The sequence below is a fragment of the Melittangium boletus DSM 14713 genome, assembly GCF_002305855.1.
Classification (GTDB): Bacteria; Myxococcota; Myxococcia; order Myxococcales; family Myxococcaceae; genus Cystobacter; species Cystobacter boletus.
Genome location: NZ_CP022163.1, coordinates 994,144 through 1,009,026 on the forward strand (window position 1 = coordinate 994,144; position 14,883 = coordinate 1,009,026).

Consider the following 14,883-nt stretch of genomic DNA (forward strand, 5'->3'; position numbering starts at 1 on the left):
GGATCCCCCTCCATGCCAGTCTTCGAGTACAAGGCCCTGGATTCGGCCGGAAAAACCATCCGCGGGATGTTGGAGGCGGACTCCCCGAAAACCTTGCGCTCGCAGCTGCGCAAGGACAACAAGTTCCTCACCGAGGTCATCGGTCAGGCGGAGGGCGGCCGCGGCACGCCCAAGGGCGCCACCTCCGCCTCCGCCAGCCGCGACGTGAACTTCGGCAAGATGGCGCGCGGCCGCATCACCACGGACGACATCGCCATCACCACGCGCCAGCTCGCCACGCTGCTGGGCGCGGGCGTGACGCTGGTGGAAGCGCTCACCGCGCTCGTGGATCAGGTGGAGAAGGAGCGCCTGAAGATCATCCTGTCGGATGTGAAGGGCCGCGTGAACGAGGGCTCGTCCCTCGCCGACGCGCTCGCCATCCACCAAAAAGTCTTTGGCTCGCTCTACGTCAACATGATCCGCGCGGGCGAGCACTCGGGCGCGCTCGACACGGTGCTCCTGCGGCTGGCCGACTTCACCGAGAGCCAGTCCAAGCTGCAGCAGAAGATCATCGGCACCATGACCTACCCGGCCATCATGGTGCTGGTGGGCGTGGGCATCCTCACCCTGCTGATGGTGGTGGTCATCCCGAAGGTGACGAAGATCTTCACCACCATGAAGGCCACCCTGCCCTGGACCACGCGCCTGCTCATCTGGGCGAGCACCTTCCTGCAGGACTGGTGGTTCATCATCTTCCCGGTACTCGCGGGCATCATCTTCGCCCTGACGTCGTACTTTCGCAGCCCCAAGGGCAAGCCCGTGTGGGACCGCTTCGCGCTCAAGGCCCCCATCTTCGGCGGCCTGTTGCGCATGCTCGCCATCTCCCGCTTCGCCCGCACGCTCGCCACCCTGCTCAAGAGCGGCGTGCCCCTCTTGACGGCCATGGACATCACCAAGGCGGTGGTGACCAACTCCATCCTGTCGGACGTGGTGGAGAAGGCCCGGGACGCCATCCGCGAGGGCGAGAGCATCGCCACGCCCATCAAGCGCTCGGGCGAGTTCCCGCCGCTCGTCTACCACATGATCTCGATTGGCGAGCGCTCCGGCCAGCTCGAGGACATGCTCATGTCCGTGGCGGACAGCTACGAGAACCAGGTGAACGTGCGCATCGGCGCCCTCACCTCCATGCTCGAGCCGCTGCTGACCGTGGTGATGGGCGTGATGATTGCATTCGTGGCCTTCTCGGTCCTGATGCCGATCCTGCAGGTGAACTCGGCCATCCGGTAACACGAAGGAGTTCGCGCGATGAATGACACGCTCGACCGGTGGATCCAGCGCGTCACCCTCGCGGCGCTGCTCGCCCTGACGGCGGCGCTGCTCACGGTGGGGGTGCTCCTGTACGCCCCCCGGACGCCGCCGCCCCAGGACATTTTGACAGGAACCCACCGCTAACGGCCCGCTGACGTGCCGAAAAGTCACGAGAGGATGCACATGAGCGACAAGAAGACGCAGCAGCAGAAGCTCCGCCGCCGCCGCCGCGGCATGACCCTCATCGAGATCATGGTGGTCATCACCATCCTCGGCCTCATCATGGCCGCGGTGGGTGTGTCCGTGATTCCCAAGCTGGAAGAGGCCAAGCAGGACACGGCCCGCATGGACATCAAGACCATCCAGAACGCGATGAAGCTCTACTACACCAAGAAGGGCAAGTACCCGGACACGGGCACGGGCCTCAAGGCGCTGGTGGACACGAACAACCTGGAAAAGATCCCCGTCGACCCGTGGGGCAACGAGTACATCTACATGAACGAGGGCGGCAAGCCCGTCATCTCGTCCTACGGCGCGGACGGCACCCAGGGCGGCGAGGGCCCCGACGCGGACATCTCCTCGCGCGACGCCACGGCCCAGAAGTAGCAAGCAAGACAACCCCGAGGAACACGACCCATGACGCCCGAACACGCCGCCCCCACCCAGCCGCGCACCGAGCCAGAGGTACGCCCGACGCGCAAGGGGCGGTTCATCGTGGCGGGCGTCATCCTCGCGGCCACCGCGGGAGCCTTCGGCATCGCCCGGCTCACCTTCGACAAGACGCTCTCTCCGCTGCAGCGCCAGGCGCGCGCGGAGATCCGCGGCCTGGAGGGCTACTTCAAGTCCTTCCACCGCATCACCGGGCGCTTTCCCTCGCAGGCGGAGAACTTCTATCCGCTCCTGCAGGTGGGGCTCATCAAGGAGATCCCCATGGATCCCTGGGGGCGGCCCTACCAGTACCGCATGAGCGAGCGGGGCAACGGCTACATCATGACCTACGGCGCGGATGGCGTGCGCGGGGGAAAGGGTGACGCCGCGGACCTGGTCAGCGGGGGCGTGTTGAGCAACACCGAGGAGGGACCCGAGGAGCAGGCGAAGGAAGGCACGCCATGACGCGCCGCGAGCGGGGAATGACCCTCATCGAGATGTCCATCGCGCTCGGTATCGCCGCGGTGCTGTTCGCCGCCGTGACCGTGTCCGTGGGCTCCATCACCGGCGCCAAGGCCAAGGCCTCCGCCAGTGAGCTGGCCGGCGCCATCCGCTCGCTGTACGACACCGCCGCGCTCAGCGGCAAGACGTGCCGTCTGGTGTTCGAGCTGGCGGATCCCAAGGCGGACGAGGGCGTCACGCGCTACCACGCCGAGTGCGCCGCCGGAAACGTCACCACCTCGCGCGACCGCGACACGCTGCTGCGCGAGGACGATCGCGCCCTCGACGACGCGCGCAAGGGCAAGACCAAGAGCGACCCGCGCCGCAACTTCACGCGGGGCAGCGACGGCGAGCCCGGCCTGGACGAGCTGATGGCGCAGGAGGAGAGCCGGGTGGACAACGCCGCGCGCTTCTCCGCGTTCACCTCCGAGGAGATCAAACCCCAGCGGTTGCCGTCCGGGGTGGGCATCTCCGTGTGGACGCGCCAGCAGCGCGAGCCCGCCGACAAGGGCGTGGCCTACCTGTACTTCTTCCCCCAGGGCTTCACGGAGAAGGCCCAGGTCTACGTGCGCCAGGGCGAGAACGTCTGGACGCTCGTGCTCTCGCCCCTGACCGGCAAGGTCAACATCGTGGGCGAGGCGCTGGAGGTTCCCCGGTCATGAGACGCACGCGCGGCTTCACGCTGCTCGAGACGGTCGTGGCGCTCGCCATCCTGGCGCTCGCGCTCATGGCCATCTTCGACATCAACTCCGGCGCGGTGGCCAACCACGCCTACGCCAAGAAGCTCACCGTGGCCACGCTCCTGGCCCGCTCGAAGATGACGGACATCGAGCAGAAGCTCTACGACGAGGGCTTCTCCAACGATGACCAGGAGGAGTCGGGCGACTTCTCCGAGGAGGGCTGGGACAACTTCAAGTGGCGCGCGAAGATCGTCGCGCCGCGCACGGACGGCGTGTCGCCCGAGCAGCTCATCGGCGCCATCTTCAACCTGCCCATCGGCACGGGCGGAGACCTGAGCGGCATCGCGTCCATGTTCGGGGGCGGGGGCGGCACGGACGACAAGAGCGGCGGCTCGCAGACGACCACCGCCAACCCCATGGCGGGCGCGGCCATGGGCATGGCCCAGCCCATGTTCACCCAGATGGTGCAGCAGATCACCCAGACCGTGCGCGAGCTGCACCTGACCGTGTACTGGCGGGACGGCACCCAGGTGGAGAGCCTGGACCTGGTCACCCATATGGTGTCGCTGGGCGCGGGCTCGGATCGCAACGGGGGCTTCACGCCCAGCAACGGCACCCAGCCCGACTCGTACAACAACGCGTACGTGAACCCCGCCACGGGCCAGGTCGTCTCCAACCCCACCCGGGGCCCGGATGGCCGGATGGTGGATCCCGCGACCGGACAGCCCGTGGTGCCCCGGCCGGACTTCGACCGCCAGAGGGGGAGGCGCTGATGAACCGCTTCGCGCGCCGGGGCTTCACGCTCCTGGAGATCATGATCGCCGTGGCCATCACCGCGCTGATGGGCGCCATGGTGGGCATGGCCTTCCAGACGGGCTTTCACGCCAAGGAAGTGATCGAGGAGGAGGCGGACCACTACCGCATGCTGCGCGCGGCCATGAACCGCATGGCGCGGGAGATTGGCTCCGCGTACGTGAGCGACCGGTACGATCCCACGCGCTACCGCGACCAGAACGATCGGCCCAGCAACTTCATTGGCGAGTCGGACCAGCTCACCTTCACGACCTTCGCGCACCAGCGCCTGTACACGGACGTCAAGGAGTCCGACCAGGCGGTGGTGGAGTACTCGATCAAGACGTCCACGGAGAAGGGGGCCAACGGCCGCATGGATTTGATGCGCCGGGAGAACCCGAACGTCGATGACCGCATGGACCGGGGCGGGAGCACGGACGTGCTCTTCGAGGGAGCCAAGAAGATCGAGTTCGCCTACTGGGACAGCCAGCGCAAGGAATGGGAGGACGAGTGGGACACGCGCCGCACGGAGAAGAAGTCCATCCTCCCCACGCGGGTGCGCATCACCCTCACCGCCCTGGACGAGAACGGCAAGGAAGTGCGTTACACCACCCAGACTCGAGTGATGCTCAACACGGAGTTGCCCAGGTACTGACGATGAAGAACGCCTCCCCCCGCCGCAAGCAACGGTCCCAGCGCCGCCAGCGCGGCGTGGCGCTCATCATCGCCGTGGTGTCCATCACCCTGCTCACCGTGGTGGCCACCGAGTTCGCGTACAACACCCGCGTGGACCTCCAGCTGGCCACCAATCAGCGTGACGAGGTGCAGGCCCTCTACATGGCCCGCTCCGGCGTGGCGCTCTCCCGGCTGCTGCTGCGCTTCCAGAAGCAGGTGGACCAGACGCCCATCCCCAACATCGGCAGCATGCTCAGCCAGTTCACCGGCGGGGGCACGACGGCGCCCGGAGGGCAGCAGCCCGCGTCCTCGCTCAACATCCAGCTCTGGAAGCTGGCGCGCGTGGACTGCCACATGCTCAAGGGGTTGGTGCCGGGCGGCGGGGAAGGCGAGGAGGAGTCGAGCACGCCGGGGCCCGCGCTGCACGAGGACGAGGACTCGGACATCGCGGCCGCGCTGGCCGAAGCGCCGGCGAAGCGCTCCTTCGGCTCCTTCAACGGCTGCTTCCTGTCCACCATCTCCGACGAGGAGGAGAAGCTCAACCTGCAGCGGCTCAACGCGGGCCAGGGCGACGCGTTGCCCACCGCCATGCGGCTCATGGACCTGCTGGGCGACAAGCGCTTCGAGTTCCTGTTCTCCCGCGATGACGCCAACAAGGTGCGAGTGACTCCCCAGGACGTCGTCATCGCCATCAAGGATTGGATGGATGAAAACAAGACGACTTCCGCGTTGGATCTGGTGTCCGCGGCGGGCCCGTTCGTCGATGGCTTCTCCGACGAGGGCTCGGCCTACAGCCGCTATGATCCGCGCTACGAGCCGAAGAACGCGCGCTTCGACAGCATCGACGAGCTGTACCGGGTGCACGGGGTGAACGACCGCTTCATGGCGGCGTTCCGGGACCGGCTCACCGTGTACCCGGACCAGAACGCCAAGCCCAACGTCAACACGGATGATCCGTTGATGATGTACATGGCCATCCTGTCGGCGGCGGACCCCGCGCGGCCCGATCCCCGGCTGAGGGATCCCGTCTTCGTGCAGGAGCTCATCAGCCGCATCCGCGCCGCGCGCGCCTTCAGCTTCTTCGGCACGGGCGTGGCGGACTTCGTGAGCGCCATCGAGGGCGCGGGCATCGCCGTCAACCCGACCATCAAGGCCAACGTGGCGGGCAACCGCTTCCTGGGCGACAAGAGTACGACATTCACCATCAAGTCCGTGGGAGAGGCGGGGTCGGTGCAGAAGACCCTCACCGCCGTCATCCGCCTGGACGACGGGCTCGGAAAGCTCGTGTACTGGAGAGAGGAATAGCAATGGCCCGGATTCTCGGTCTGGACCTGGGCAGCCACTCGGTGAAGGGGCTGCTGATCGACACGAACGCACGAAGCTCGGCCGTGAAGGCGTGGGCCGAGGTGCGCCGCGCGGAGGGCGAGCGGCAGGAGACGCTGCGCACCGCGCTGCGGGAGCTGCTCGGCCGCCCCGAGCTGAGCAATCCCGACCATGTGGTGGTGGCGCTGCCCGGCCCTTCCCTGGTGACGCACCAGCTCGCCCTGCCCTTCTCGGATCCCAAGCGGATCGACGCCACCATCTCCTTCGAGGTGGCCAGCCAGCTGCCGTTCGACCTGGAGGAGGCCGTCTTCGACTACCAGGTCGCCTCGCAGGTGAAGGACAAGGGCAGTGAGCTGCTGGTGGGCGTGGTGCGCCGCCAGGAGCTGGCCACGCTCATGGCGCTGCTCAACGAGCTGGGCGTGGACCCGCGCGTGGTGACGCACCCGGGCATCACGTACCAGAACCTGCTCTTGCAGCAGGAGGTCTCCGACGAGGCGGTGGCCATCGTGGACATCGGCCACGAGCGCACGACGCTGGCCATTGGCCGGCCCGGCGTGGGCGTGGAGTTCGCGCGCACCTTCTCCGGCGGCGGCGTGAACCTCAGCCGCGCGCTGGCCACCGAGTTCCAGACGCCCCTGCAGGAGGCCCACCACTGGAAGGAAGCGCACGGAGCGCTGGCGAGCGCCGCCCAGGCCCAGGGCCCCGAGGGCGAGCGCGCCGCCACGGCGTTCGTGCGCGGTCTACAGCCGGTGCTGCGCGAGCTGCGTCCGTCCTTCAAGTCCTTCACCGCGCGCGCCCGCCGTCCGGTGAGCGCCGTGCTGCTGTGCGGTGGAACGGCCCGCATGCCCGGCCTCGCCGAGCAGTTGGGCAAGGACCTCGGGCTGCCCACGCGCGTGCTGACGCTGCCGTTCGGGGCCTCGGCGAACCTGCCCGAGGCGGAGCAGCCGGTGGCGATGCAGGCGTACTCGCTCGCGCTGCGCGGACAGGCCTCGGGGGCCAAGGCGCCGCGCTTCAACCTGCGCCGGGGCGAGTTCGCCTTCAAGGGCGACTACGACTACCTCAAGGACAAGGTGGGACTGCTCGCCTCGTTCGCCGCCACCCTGCTGCTGCTGCTCATCGCCAGCGGCGTGGTGCGCAACTCCGTGCTCGCGCGGCGCGAGGCCCAGGTGGACCGGGTGCTGTGCGACGTCACCCAGCGCATCCTCGGCTCCTGCGAGAAGAACTACGACATCGCGCTCAACCGGCTCAAGGGCGTGGAGAGCCCCACCTCGGCGCTGCCGAAGATGTCCGCCGTCAACCTGCTGGCGGAGATGACGCAGCGGGTGCCCGCGGACGTGCCGGTGACGTTCGACCGCATCGACATCGATCTGGAGCGCATCAGCGTGCGCGGCGTGACGGACAGCTCCAAGCAGATCGACACCATCGCCGCCGCCATCCGGGGCCACCGCTGCTTCAAGGAAGTGAAGGAGGGCAAGGTGGAGAAGACCCGCGAGGGCAACAAGGTGTCCTTCCGCCTGGACATCCAGGTGCAATGCGACGATCAGGCCCAGGCCTCGAGGGAGGGCTAGCACATGGACAAGCTTCGGGAATTGCTCAACGACGCGAAGGCCTGGTTCGAGCGGCTGACGAGCCGCGAGCGCAACATGGTGATGGCCACGGGCGGCGCGGTGCTCGCCTTCGCGCTCTTCCTCATCCTCTTCTCCTTCTCCAATACGGCCAGCGCCTACCGCAAGCGCACGGACCAGAAGCTCGGCAAGCTGCGCGAGGTGCAGGTGCTCGCGGCGAGCTACCGCGAGGCCACCCAGGAGCGCCAGGGCGTGGAGCAGCAGCTCACGGGCAGCAACGTGCGCCTCATCAGCTACGTGGAGGAGAAGGCCACGCTCGCCGGGCTCAGCGTGCCCAACATGACGCCCAAGAACGACGTGAACCTGGGTGACGGGCAGATCGTCGAGAGCTCGGTGGAGCTGACCTTCACCGACGTGGACCTGCGCAAGCTGTACGACTTCCTGTCATCGGTGGAGCGCGGACCGGGCGTGGTGAAGGTGAAGAGCCTGCGCCTGGAGCCGCACAGCACCACGGACACCCTGACGGCGTGGACGACCGTCTCCACCTACAAGATGAAGCAATGACCATGGCTACGACCGAGAACCGCATCGCTCGTTGGAAGCTCGTCCTTGGCTACGGGGTGTTCTCGCTCGTGGCCTTCGTGCTGTGCCTCTTCCTCACCTTCCCGTACGACACGCTGCGCCAGCGCGCCGTGGAAGCCGCGGCGGACGCGGGCTATGCGCTGCGCATCGGCTCGCTGCGGCCGGGGCTGCGCGGGCTGACGGCCACCCAGGTGCGCCTGAGCAAGGCCCCCAATGGGATCACGCCCGAGCTGCATGAGCTGTTGGCCAGCAACGCGTCGATGATGCCCGGCCCCGAGGAGCTGGGGGAGCCGTTGAACATCGACTCGGTGGCGGTGCGGCCCGCGCTGCTGCCCCTGGGCGTGGCCTTCCACGCGAGCCTGCTGGGCGGCAGCATCAGCGGCAACGTGGGCGGTCTGGGCGACGTGAAGGTGGCGGTGTCGCTGTCGAACCTGGATGCCTCGAGCGGCAACCTCAAGGGCTTCAGCGGCGTGGACATGGCGGGCAAGCTCAATGGCTCGCTCGACCTCACCCTGCCCAAGACGCGCGGGCAAGCGGACCTGAGCCAGGCCAATGGCCAGCTCACGCTGGACTCCCGGGGTCTCATCATCCAGGGCGGCAACGTCACCGTGCCCATGTACGGCCAGCCCACGCCCATGGATCTGCCGAAGATCGCGCTCGGGGACATCGACGCGCGCGTCAAGATCGAGAAGGGCCTGGGCACCATCGAGACGATGCAGGCCAAGAGCGAGGACCTGGAGGTCCAGGGCACGGGGACGGTGAAGCTGGGCCAGCGGCTGGACGTGAGCCAGCCGGACATGGACTTCAAGCTGAACGCCGAGCCGGAGTTCGTGAAGCGGCTGGGCATCCTCGGCGCGGGACTCACCATCCTTCCCACGGACAAGGCGGACCCGAAGTTCCGCGTGGCGCACCTGTCGGGCTTCTTCAACCGTCCCACTTTCGGACCGCCCCGCGGCCAGCAGATGCGCTGAGCCCCCATCGGAGGTGACGTGAGGGGTCGGTCCCCCCGGGTCTACCCCAAAAATCACCTCCAGTTGTTGCGAGGCGGCTTCTCCACGGGTTAGGAGAGGCCCCGCGACTTCACAACTGGGGAGGGCTCTGTGCCAGAGCTGGTGTTCTTTCGTCGGGGCGAGGAGGTTCTCAAGGTTGGATTGGGTCTCGAGCGCATGGTGCTCGGCCGCGGCGACAAGAGTGATGTCGTCATTCCCGATCCCGAGGTGAGCCGTCAGCAGGTGGCGCTCACCTTCGACGGTACGCAGTGCACGCTGGAGGATCTGTCCGGTAAGGGCACCTCCGTGGCGGGGACCCCCATGACGCGAGGCGTGCTCGCGGATGGCGTGGATCTGAGGCTCGGACAGTGGAGCGCCGTGTTCCGGCTCCATGGCGGCGGGCAGACCGAGGGCCCCACCGAGATTGGCTCGCACACGGAGGCGCAGCCCCGGGAGTCGGTCTCGCGCTGGCAGCCCGCGCAGGTGCGCGTCCGGCAGGGCGCCAACGAGACCGTGCACAAGCTCCAGGCCGACAGCTTCACCGTGGGGAAGGATCCCTCGTGTGACCTGGTGGTGCAGGATCCGTTCATCTCCAGCCGCCACCTGAAGGTGGTGCGGCGCGAGGGGAACTTCCAGGTGGTGGACACGAACTCCACCAATGGCACGTGGCTCGGCGCGGTGCGCGTCTTCGAGGTGCAGGTGGGCCTGCCCACCACGTTGCGCGTGGGCGAGACGGACCTCATCCTCGAGCCCGTCACCGCCGTCCGCCGCGAGCAGGCCTTCCATGGGCTCATCGGCAATGACATGGCCGTGCGTCAGCTGGTGGACCTCATCCAGCGCGTGGCGCCCTCCACCGCCGCGGTGGCCATCCTCGGGGAGTCCGGCACGGGCAAGGAGCTGGTGGCCCGGGCGCTCCACGAGTGCTCCCAGCGCGCCGGCAAGCCCTTCATCCCCGTCAACTGCGCCGCCATCTCCAAGGAGCTCATCGAGAGCGAGCTGTTCGGCCATGAGAAGGGCTCGTTCACCGGCGCCACCAACGCGCGCAAGGGCGCCTTCGAGGAGGCCGATGGGGGCACGCTCTTCCTCGACGAGATTGGCGAGCTGCCGTTGGATCTCCAGGCCAAGCTGCTGCGCGCGCTGGAGAGCGGGGAGATCAAGCGCGTGGGGGCCAGCCGTCCCATGAACGTGGACGTGCGCGTGGTGGCCGCCACCAACCGGGATCTGCTGTCGTCCGTGCGAGAGGGCCGCTTCCGCGAGGATCTGTACTACCGCCTGTGCGTGGTGCCCCTGCACCTGCCGCCCCTGCGCAGCCGGCGCGGGGACATCCTCGCCCTGGCCGAGAACTTCCTGCGCATGTACACGCCCCGGGGTCAGACGGTGAGGCTGAGCACGGCCGCCTTGGAGCGGCTGCAGCAGCACGCCTGGCCGGGCAACATCCGCGAGCTGCGCAACGTGGTGCACCGCGCGTTGCTCCTGCGCAAGGGCGCGAGCATCGAGGCCAGCGACATCACCTTCGATCAGGAGGTGAACCGCGAGACGGGCGTGGCGGTGCCCGAGCTGCCTCCGGGGATGACGCTGGAGCAGATGCTGCTCAAGCTCGAGCGGCAGATCGTCGAGGCCGCCCTGCGCCGCTACAACAACAACCGCGAGCGCGTGGCCCGCGAGCTGGGCGTGGCCCGCTCCACCCTCTTCAAGCGCCTCAAGGAGTGGGGGCTTACCCGACAAGAGGAAGAGCCGGAGTCCTAGGCTATTGCGGCCAGACGGCACTTTCACCGTCCTCCTGGAACAGAGCCACAGTCCCGGCTGTCCCGGAAAAGGCGAATAGATCCTTCTCGCGGCCGATGCGTTCCTTCTTGCAGGCACCCCGATGAGGGGGCCGAGGAGGCAACACCATGGATGTCGCGGTCCTCCCTTTTCCCACTTTCACCGAGCTTTACCGTCAGTACCGTACCCGGGCCCTTCACATCGCGCGTCGCATCGTGGGCGACGCGGATGACGCGGAAGACGTCGTCCAGGACGTCTTCACGCGGCTGGCCCTGCGCCCCAGTGGTTTCGATGGCCGTGCCTCATCCGGGACCTGGCTGCACCGGGTGATGGTCAACAGCAGCATCAACTGGCTGCGAGCCCGCCGGCGCCGCGAGCGGTTGCAGCATGAGCCCGAGGAAGGCGCCTCACCGGAGAGCCAGGCGGTGGGCACCGAGATGCAGCGCCAGTTCGAGCAGGCCCTTCAGCGGGTGAGCGAGCAGCAGCGCCAGGTACTATGGCTGCGGGAGATGCGCGGCTACAGCTACCCGGAGATCGCCGCCCTGTTGCGCATCCCCGAGGGCACCGTGAAGAGCACCCTGCACCGAGGCCGTCAGCGGGCCCAGGAAGAGCTGGAGTCCCGCGGCTGGAAGCCCGACTAGGCTGCCACGCGCCGCACGCGGCTGCGCACTCCGGCGAACACGCACAGGAGGACGAGCAGGGCCGCGCCGATCGTGCCAGGACTCACGGGCTCGCCGAGCAACAGGGCGCACCATAAGAGGGTCAGGAGGGGCTGGGCGAGCTGGAGCTGACCGACGCGCGCCACGCCCCCCAGGGCCATCCCCCGGTACCAGGCGAAGAAGCCGAGGAACATGCTCACCGCGGAGAGGTAGCCCAGGCCCAGCCATGCACGGGGGCTGGCGGAGAGCCGCCCGACGTCCACGGACAGCGCCACCACGGGCACGAGCAGGGGCATGGAGAGCACCAGCGCCCAGCAGATGACCCGCCAGCCGCCCAGCTCCCGCGCGAGCACCCCGCCCTCGGCATAACCCATGGCGCCCGCGGCCACGGCGAGCAACACCAGTCCATCCGCCCGCGTGGGCAGCCCCGCGCCTCGAGCCGCCGCGAAGACGAGCACGGCGCCAAGCCCCGCCAGCGCGGAGAGCCAGAAGCCCCAGGAGGGGCGCTCCCTCGCGCGGAAGACGGCCGCCACGGCGGTGGCCCCGGGCAGCAACCCCACCAGCACCGCGCCGTGCGAGGCGGGCATGTTCCGCAGCGCCAGCGCGGACAACAGGGGAAACCCCACCACCACGCCCGCGATCACCCACGCGAGGCGCGGCCAGTGGCTGCGCTCGGGAAGGCGCTCGCGGCGCACGGCCAGCACCCCCGCAGCGAGCACCGCCGCGATCAGCGCGCGTCCCAGTCCCACCAGGGTGCCACCCAACTCGGCGACCGCCACCTGCGTGGCGGGCAGCGTCAGGCTGAAGGCCACCACGCCCAGGGCGCCGAACAGCAGCCCTTCCCGGCGCCGGGAGGCCTCGGAAGGGGCCGTGGGCGAGACGCACAGGTGCGCGGGCCGCAGCGCCTGCACCACCACCCGGCCCGGACCCTCCACCTGGAGCGCTTGTCCGGGTTTCAGCACGTGGTCCTCCCGATCTCCCTCCCGGGTGAGCCACACCAACCCCGCGCGACAGGACAAACGCAGCCCCTCCAGGCGCAGCGGGTGCGTCCACAGCCCCCCCTGCTCGAGCGACAGCTCCGTCTCACCACCCCCCATGAGGCTCCTCGTGACCATGTCCTTCCACCTCCGTGCTTCTTCCCCACCAACATGCGCCTCGGGTCACGAGGGGAACAGATTCAGCGGCTCGCGGTTGTTACCAGTACAGTTGCCCGGGAGGGGAACTGTGCCGGGCCTCGAAGGGGGGAGCTGTACCTGTCCCCGCGAGGGATTCCGCGTCAGCCTGGAAACCCGGAGCCACGAGGAGCACCGATGCGCAAGGCCAGCGAGGTCCAGGAGCCGAAGCTGTACGAGCGGGTGGCGGAACGGCTCGGCGCCGCCATCGCCGCGGGCACGTTGAGGGCGGGAGATCGGCTGCCCTCGGTGCGGCAGCTCAGCGCCAGCGAGCGGGTGAGCGTGTCCACGGTGCTCCAGGCCTACCTGCACCTGGAGGATCGAGGGCTCATCGAGACGCGGCCCCAGTCCGGCCATTACGTGCGCCGACGCGAGCGTCCGCTGCCCGCGGAACCCGAGGTCTCCCAGCCCACGTCGCAGGCCTCGCCCGTGAGCGTGAGCGCGTTGGTGACGCGGGTGTACCGGGCGGCGAATGATCCCCGCATCGTCCCCCTGGGCGCGGCGTGCCCCTCCCCGGAACTGCTCCCCACCCAACGGCTGCACCGCGAGTTGGCCCTCGTGACCCGGGAGGCCAGCGCGACGGCCATCGGGTACGACATGCCCCCAGGCAGCCTGGAGCTGAGGCAGCAGGTGGCGCGCCGCTCGCTGGAGTGGGGCTGCCCGCTGTCCCCCGAGGACTTCATCATCACCCATGGGGCGGCGGAGGCGATTTCCCTGAGCCTGGCCGCGGTGGCCCACCGGGGAGACACCGTGGTCCTCGAGTCTCCGGCCTATTACGGCACGTTGCAGGCCATCGAGACCCAGGGCCTGCGCGCGCTGGAAATCCCCACCCATCCCCGCCACGGCCTGGAGCTGGACGCGTTGGAGTCCGCGTTGCGCAAGCGCAAGGTGGCCGCGGTGCTGGTGGTCTCCAGTTTCAGCAACCCCCTGGGCGGTTGCATGCCGGAGGAGAATCGCCGGCGGCTGGTGGAGCTGCTCGCCGCGCGGGGAATCCCCCTCATCGAGGACGACCTCTACGGCGATCTGCACTTCGGCCCCCTGCGCCCCCGGCCCGCGAAGGCGCATGATCCGGATGGGAGCGTGCTGCTGTGTGGCTCCTTCTCGAAGACGCTCGCGCCGGGCTACCGGGTGGGCTGGGTGGCCCCGGGCCGCTTCCGGCAGAAGGTGGAGCTGCTCAAGTACGCCCACACGGTGGCCACGTCCACCCCACCCCAGCTCGCCATCGCCGCCTTCCTGCGCAACGGGGGCTATGACCGGCACCTGCGCACGCTGCGGCGGCAGCTCGAGGCCCAGGTGCGGCGGATGGTGGACTCCGTGGGCGAGCACTTCCCGGAGGGCGTGCGCGTGACCCGGCCCGAGGGAGGCATGCTCCTCTGGGTGGAAATGCCGCGCCAGGTGGACGCGCTGGAGCTGCACGCGCGGGCGCTCGCCGCGGGCATCGGCATCGCGCCCGGCCCCATCTTCTCGGCGCAGAAGCGCTATGGGAACTGCATCCGCCTGAGCTGCGGCTTCCCCTGGTCGCCCCAGCTGGAAGGCGCGCTGACCACCCTGGGCAGCCTCGCTCGCTCGCTGGCGTGAGGTCAGTCCTCGGACTTCGAACCGACGAACTGATCCTCCTTGTCGCGGAACAGGAGGTTGAAGCTCGTCAGCGAGCCGTAGATGCGGGTGATCTGCGCCTGCATCTCCACCTTCTCCGCGTCCGACAGCTTCGGGTGGGCGTTGAGCTTCTGCTCCATCACCCGGAGCCGATCGCGCACCATGACGATCTTGTGGAAGAAGGTGTCCAGGGGGATGTCGCGGCTCTGCACGTCCGCCTTGCCCGGCACGAGCCGCAGGGTGCCGCCCTCCCACTTGTTCGCCAGCGGGGCATCGCCCCCCTCGCCCACCGCCTCCCGGATGAGCTCCATCAATTCCGCGCGCGTCATGTTCAGCTCCAGGCCTTCCAGGTCCACCACTTCATCCGGCGAGTGCTCCCGCCGCCGCACCACGGGCGCCACCGTGCGCACCATCCGCTCGCGCCGGCTCGTCTCGCCCACCACCTTGGCGGCCACGCCTCGCGGCGTGAACTTGTTGCACAGGGGCGCCGAGGGCGGGAACAGGCCGCGCTCCGGCTGCAACCGGCACACGCCCACCCACCCTCGGTGATCCACCGAGTGCGCCGCCCACAGCTTGCAGTTGCCGCAGACCTTTTCCTCCGGTTGGAAGACCGGAGGAGGGGGCGGCACGCTCCCGGGGCCGTCCGTCAT

General features: G+C 68.7%; 16 protein-coding genes. 14 read left to right on the forward strand and 2 right to left on the reverse strand.

Annotated features, from left to right (window positions below):
• Nucleotides 1-12: 12 nt before the first annotated feature.
• The 13 genes from gspF to MEBOL_RS04150 all read left to right on the forward strand — a co-directional run bounded on the left by gspF (nt 13) and on the right by MEBOL_RS04150 (nt 11,447).
• The gene (gene gspF / locus MEBOL_RS04095; RefSeq protein WP_095976178.1) at nt 13-1,266 is read left to right on the forward strand and encodes a type II secretion system inner membrane protein GspF; all 1,254 of its coding nucleotides are present in this window, start codon (nt 13-15) and stop codon (nt 1,264-1,266) included.
• Nucleotides 1,267-1,284: 18 nt separating this feature from the next.
• A complete protein-coding gene (locus tag MEBOL_RS41790; RefSeq protein ID WP_170115443.1) occupies nt 1,285-1,431 on the forward strand; it encodes a hypothetical protein in 147 nt (48 codons plus the stop codon).
• A 39-nt stretch (nt 1,432-1,470) separates the two neighbouring features.
• On the forward strand, nt 1,471-1,893 hold the full coding sequence (gene gspG / locus MEBOL_RS04100) for a type II secretion system major pseudopilin GspG (protein WP_095976179.1): 423 nt from the start codon (nt 1,471-1,473) through the stop codon (nt 1,891-1,893).
• A gap of 30 nt (nt 1,894-1,923) precedes the next feature.
• Nucleotides 1,924-2,400, forward strand: a complete 477-nt coding sequence (locus tag MEBOL_RS04105) for a type II secretion system protein GspG (RefSeq protein ID WP_095976180.1) — start codon at nt 1,924-1,926, stop codon at nt 2,398-2,400.
• A complete protein-coding gene (locus tag MEBOL_RS04110) occupies nt 2,397-3,098 on the forward strand; it encodes a pilus assembly FimT family protein (RefSeq protein ID WP_095976181.1) in 702 nt (233 codons plus the stop codon). Before MEBOL_RS04105 ends, MEBOL_RS04110 begins: the two co-directional genes overlap by 4 nt.
• Nucleotides 3,095-3,889, forward strand: a complete 795-nt coding sequence (locus MEBOL_RS04115) for a prepilin-type N-terminal cleavage/methylation domain-containing protein (protein WP_095976182.1) — start codon at nt 3,095-3,097, stop codon at nt 3,887-3,889. The genes MEBOL_RS04110 and MEBOL_RS04115 overlap by 4 nt, the downstream gene beginning before the upstream one ends.
• Complete coding sequence (locus tag MEBOL_RS04120; protein ID WP_095976183.1) at nt 3,889-4,563, forward strand: type II secretion system protein GspJ; 675 nt, start codon at nt 3,889-3,891, stop codon at nt 4,561-4,563. Before MEBOL_RS04115 ends, MEBOL_RS04120 begins: the two co-directional genes overlap by 1 nt.
• Before the next feature lie 2 nt (nt 4,564-4,565).
• The gene (locus MEBOL_RS04125) at nt 4,566-5,888 is read left to right on the forward strand and encodes a type II secretion system minor pseudopilin (protein WP_095976184.1); all 1,323 of its coding nucleotides are present in this window, start codon (nt 4,566-4,568) and stop codon (nt 5,886-5,888) included.
• 2 nt (nt 5,889-5,890) lie between these two features.
• The gene (gene pilM, locus MEBOL_RS04130; protein ID WP_095976185.1) at nt 5,891-7,474 is read left to right on the forward strand and encodes a pilus assembly protein PilM; all 1,584 of its coding nucleotides are present in this window, start codon (nt 5,891-5,893) and stop codon (nt 7,472-7,474) included.
• A gap of 3 nt (nt 7,475-7,477) precedes the next feature.
• On the forward strand, nt 7,478-8,035 hold the full coding sequence (gene gspM / locus MEBOL_RS04135) for a type II secretion system protein GspM (RefSeq protein ID WP_095976186.1): 558 nt from the start codon (nt 7,478-7,480) through the stop codon (nt 8,033-8,035).
• A 2-nt stretch (nt 8,036-8,037) separates the two neighbouring features.
• The gene (gspN, locus tag MEBOL_RS04140; RefSeq protein ID WP_095976187.1) at nt 8,038-9,024 is read left to right on the forward strand and encodes a type II secretion system protein GspN; all 987 of its coding nucleotides are present in this window, start codon (nt 8,038-8,040) and stop codon (nt 9,022-9,024) included.
• Nucleotides 9,025-9,153: 129 nt separating this feature from the next.
• Entirely contained in the window at nt 9,154-10,788 is a 1,635-nt protein-coding gene (locus MEBOL_RS04145) for a sigma 54-interacting transcriptional regulator (RefSeq protein ID WP_095976188.1), read from the forward strand.
• Nucleotides 10,789-10,934: 146 nt separating this feature from the next.
• Nucleotides 10,935-11,447 (forward strand): RNA polymerase sigma factor, encoded by a 513-nt coding sequence (locus MEBOL_RS04150; protein ID WP_095976189.1) that lies wholly within the window; start codon nt 10,935-10,937, stop codon nt 11,445-11,447.
• Here the strand turns inward: MEBOL_RS04150 and MEBOL_RS04155 are convergent.
• The gene (locus MEBOL_RS04155) at nt 11,444-12,580 is read right to left on the reverse strand and encodes an EamA family transporter (RefSeq protein ID WP_170115444.1); all 1,137 of its coding nucleotides are present in this window, start codon (nt 12,578-12,580) and stop codon (nt 11,444-11,446) included. The two genes, MEBOL_RS04150 and MEBOL_RS04155, sit on opposite strands and share 4 nt — an antisense overlap.
• A gap of 195 nt (nt 12,581-12,775) precedes the next feature.
• On the opposite strand from MEBOL_RS04155, the gene MEBOL_RS04160 reads away from it, so the two are divergent.
• The gene (locus MEBOL_RS04160; RefSeq protein WP_095976190.1) at nt 12,776-14,215 is read left to right on the forward strand and encodes an aminotransferase-like domain-containing protein; all 1,440 of its coding nucleotides are present in this window, start codon (nt 12,776-12,778) and stop codon (nt 14,213-14,215) included.
• Nucleotides 14,216-14,217: 2 nt separating this feature from the next.
• Here MEBOL_RS04160 and MEBOL_RS04165 read toward each other — a convergent pair whose 3' ends face one another.
• Nucleotides 14,218-14,883: a hypothetical protein gene (locus MEBOL_RS04165; RefSeq protein ID WP_095976191.1), complete on the reverse strand. Its 666-nt coding sequence runs from the start codon at nt 14,881-14,883 to the stop codon at nt 14,218-14,220.

What these genes read in the sequence shown, in the direction of transcription:
- gspF (WP_095976178.1), top strand. Translation starts at nt 13, where the DNA reads ATGCCAGTCTTCGAGTACAAGGCCCTGGATTCGGCCGGAAAAACCATC.
- MEBOL_RS41790 (WP_170115443.1), top strand. Translation starts at nt 1,285, where the DNA reads ATGAATGACACGCTCGACCGGTGGATCCAGCGCGTCACCCTCGCGGCG.
- gspG (WP_095976179.1), top strand. Translation starts at nt 1,471, where the DNA reads ATGAGCGACAAGAAGACGCAGCAGCAGAAGCTCCGCCGCCGCCGCCGC.
- MEBOL_RS04105 (WP_095976180.1), top strand. Translation starts at nt 1,924, where the DNA reads ATGACGCCCGAACACGCCGCCCCCACCCAGCCGCGCACCGAGCCAGAG.
- MEBOL_RS04110 (WP_095976181.1), top strand. Translation starts at nt 2,397, where the DNA reads ATGACGCGCCGCGAGCGGGGAATGACCCTCATCGAGATGTCCATCGCG.
- MEBOL_RS04115 (WP_095976182.1), top strand. Translation starts at nt 3,095, where the DNA reads ATGAGACGCACGCGCGGCTTCACGCTGCTCGAGACGGTCGTGGCGCTC.
- MEBOL_RS04120 (WP_095976183.1), top strand. Translation starts at nt 3,889, where the DNA reads ATGAACCGCTTCGCGCGCCGGGGCTTCACGCTCCTGGAGATCATGATC.
- MEBOL_RS04125 (WP_095976184.1), top strand. Translation starts at nt 4,566, where the DNA reads ATGAAGAACGCCTCCCCCCGCCGCAAGCAACGGTCCCAGCGCCGCCAG.
- pilM (WP_095976185.1), top strand. Translation starts at nt 5,891, where the DNA reads ATGGCCCGGATTCTCGGTCTGGACCTGGGCAGCCACTCGGTGAAGGGG.
- gspM (WP_095976186.1), top strand. Translation starts at nt 7,478, where the DNA reads ATGGACAAGCTTCGGGAATTGCTCAACGACGCGAAGGCCTGGTTCGAG.
- gspN (WP_095976187.1), top strand. Translation starts at nt 8,038, where the DNA reads ATGGCTACGACCGAGAACCGCATCGCTCGTTGGAAGCTCGTCCTTGGC.
- MEBOL_RS04150 (WP_095976189.1), top strand. Translation starts at nt 10,935, where the DNA reads ATGGATGTCGCGGTCCTCCCTTTTCCCACTTTCACCGAGCTTTACCGT.
- MEBOL_RS04155 (WP_170115444.1), bottom strand. Translation starts at nt 12,580, where the DNA reads ATGGTCACGAGGAGCCTCATGGGGGGTGGTGAGACGGAGCTGTCGCTC.
- MEBOL_RS04160 (WP_095976190.1), top strand. Translation starts at nt 12,776, where the DNA reads ATGCGCAAGGCCAGCGAGGTCCAGGAGCCGAAGCTGTACGAGCGGGTG.
- MEBOL_RS04165 (WP_095976191.1), bottom strand. Translation starts at nt 14,883, where the DNA reads ATGACGGACGGCCCCGGGAGCGTGCCGCCCCCTCCTCCGGTCTTCCAA.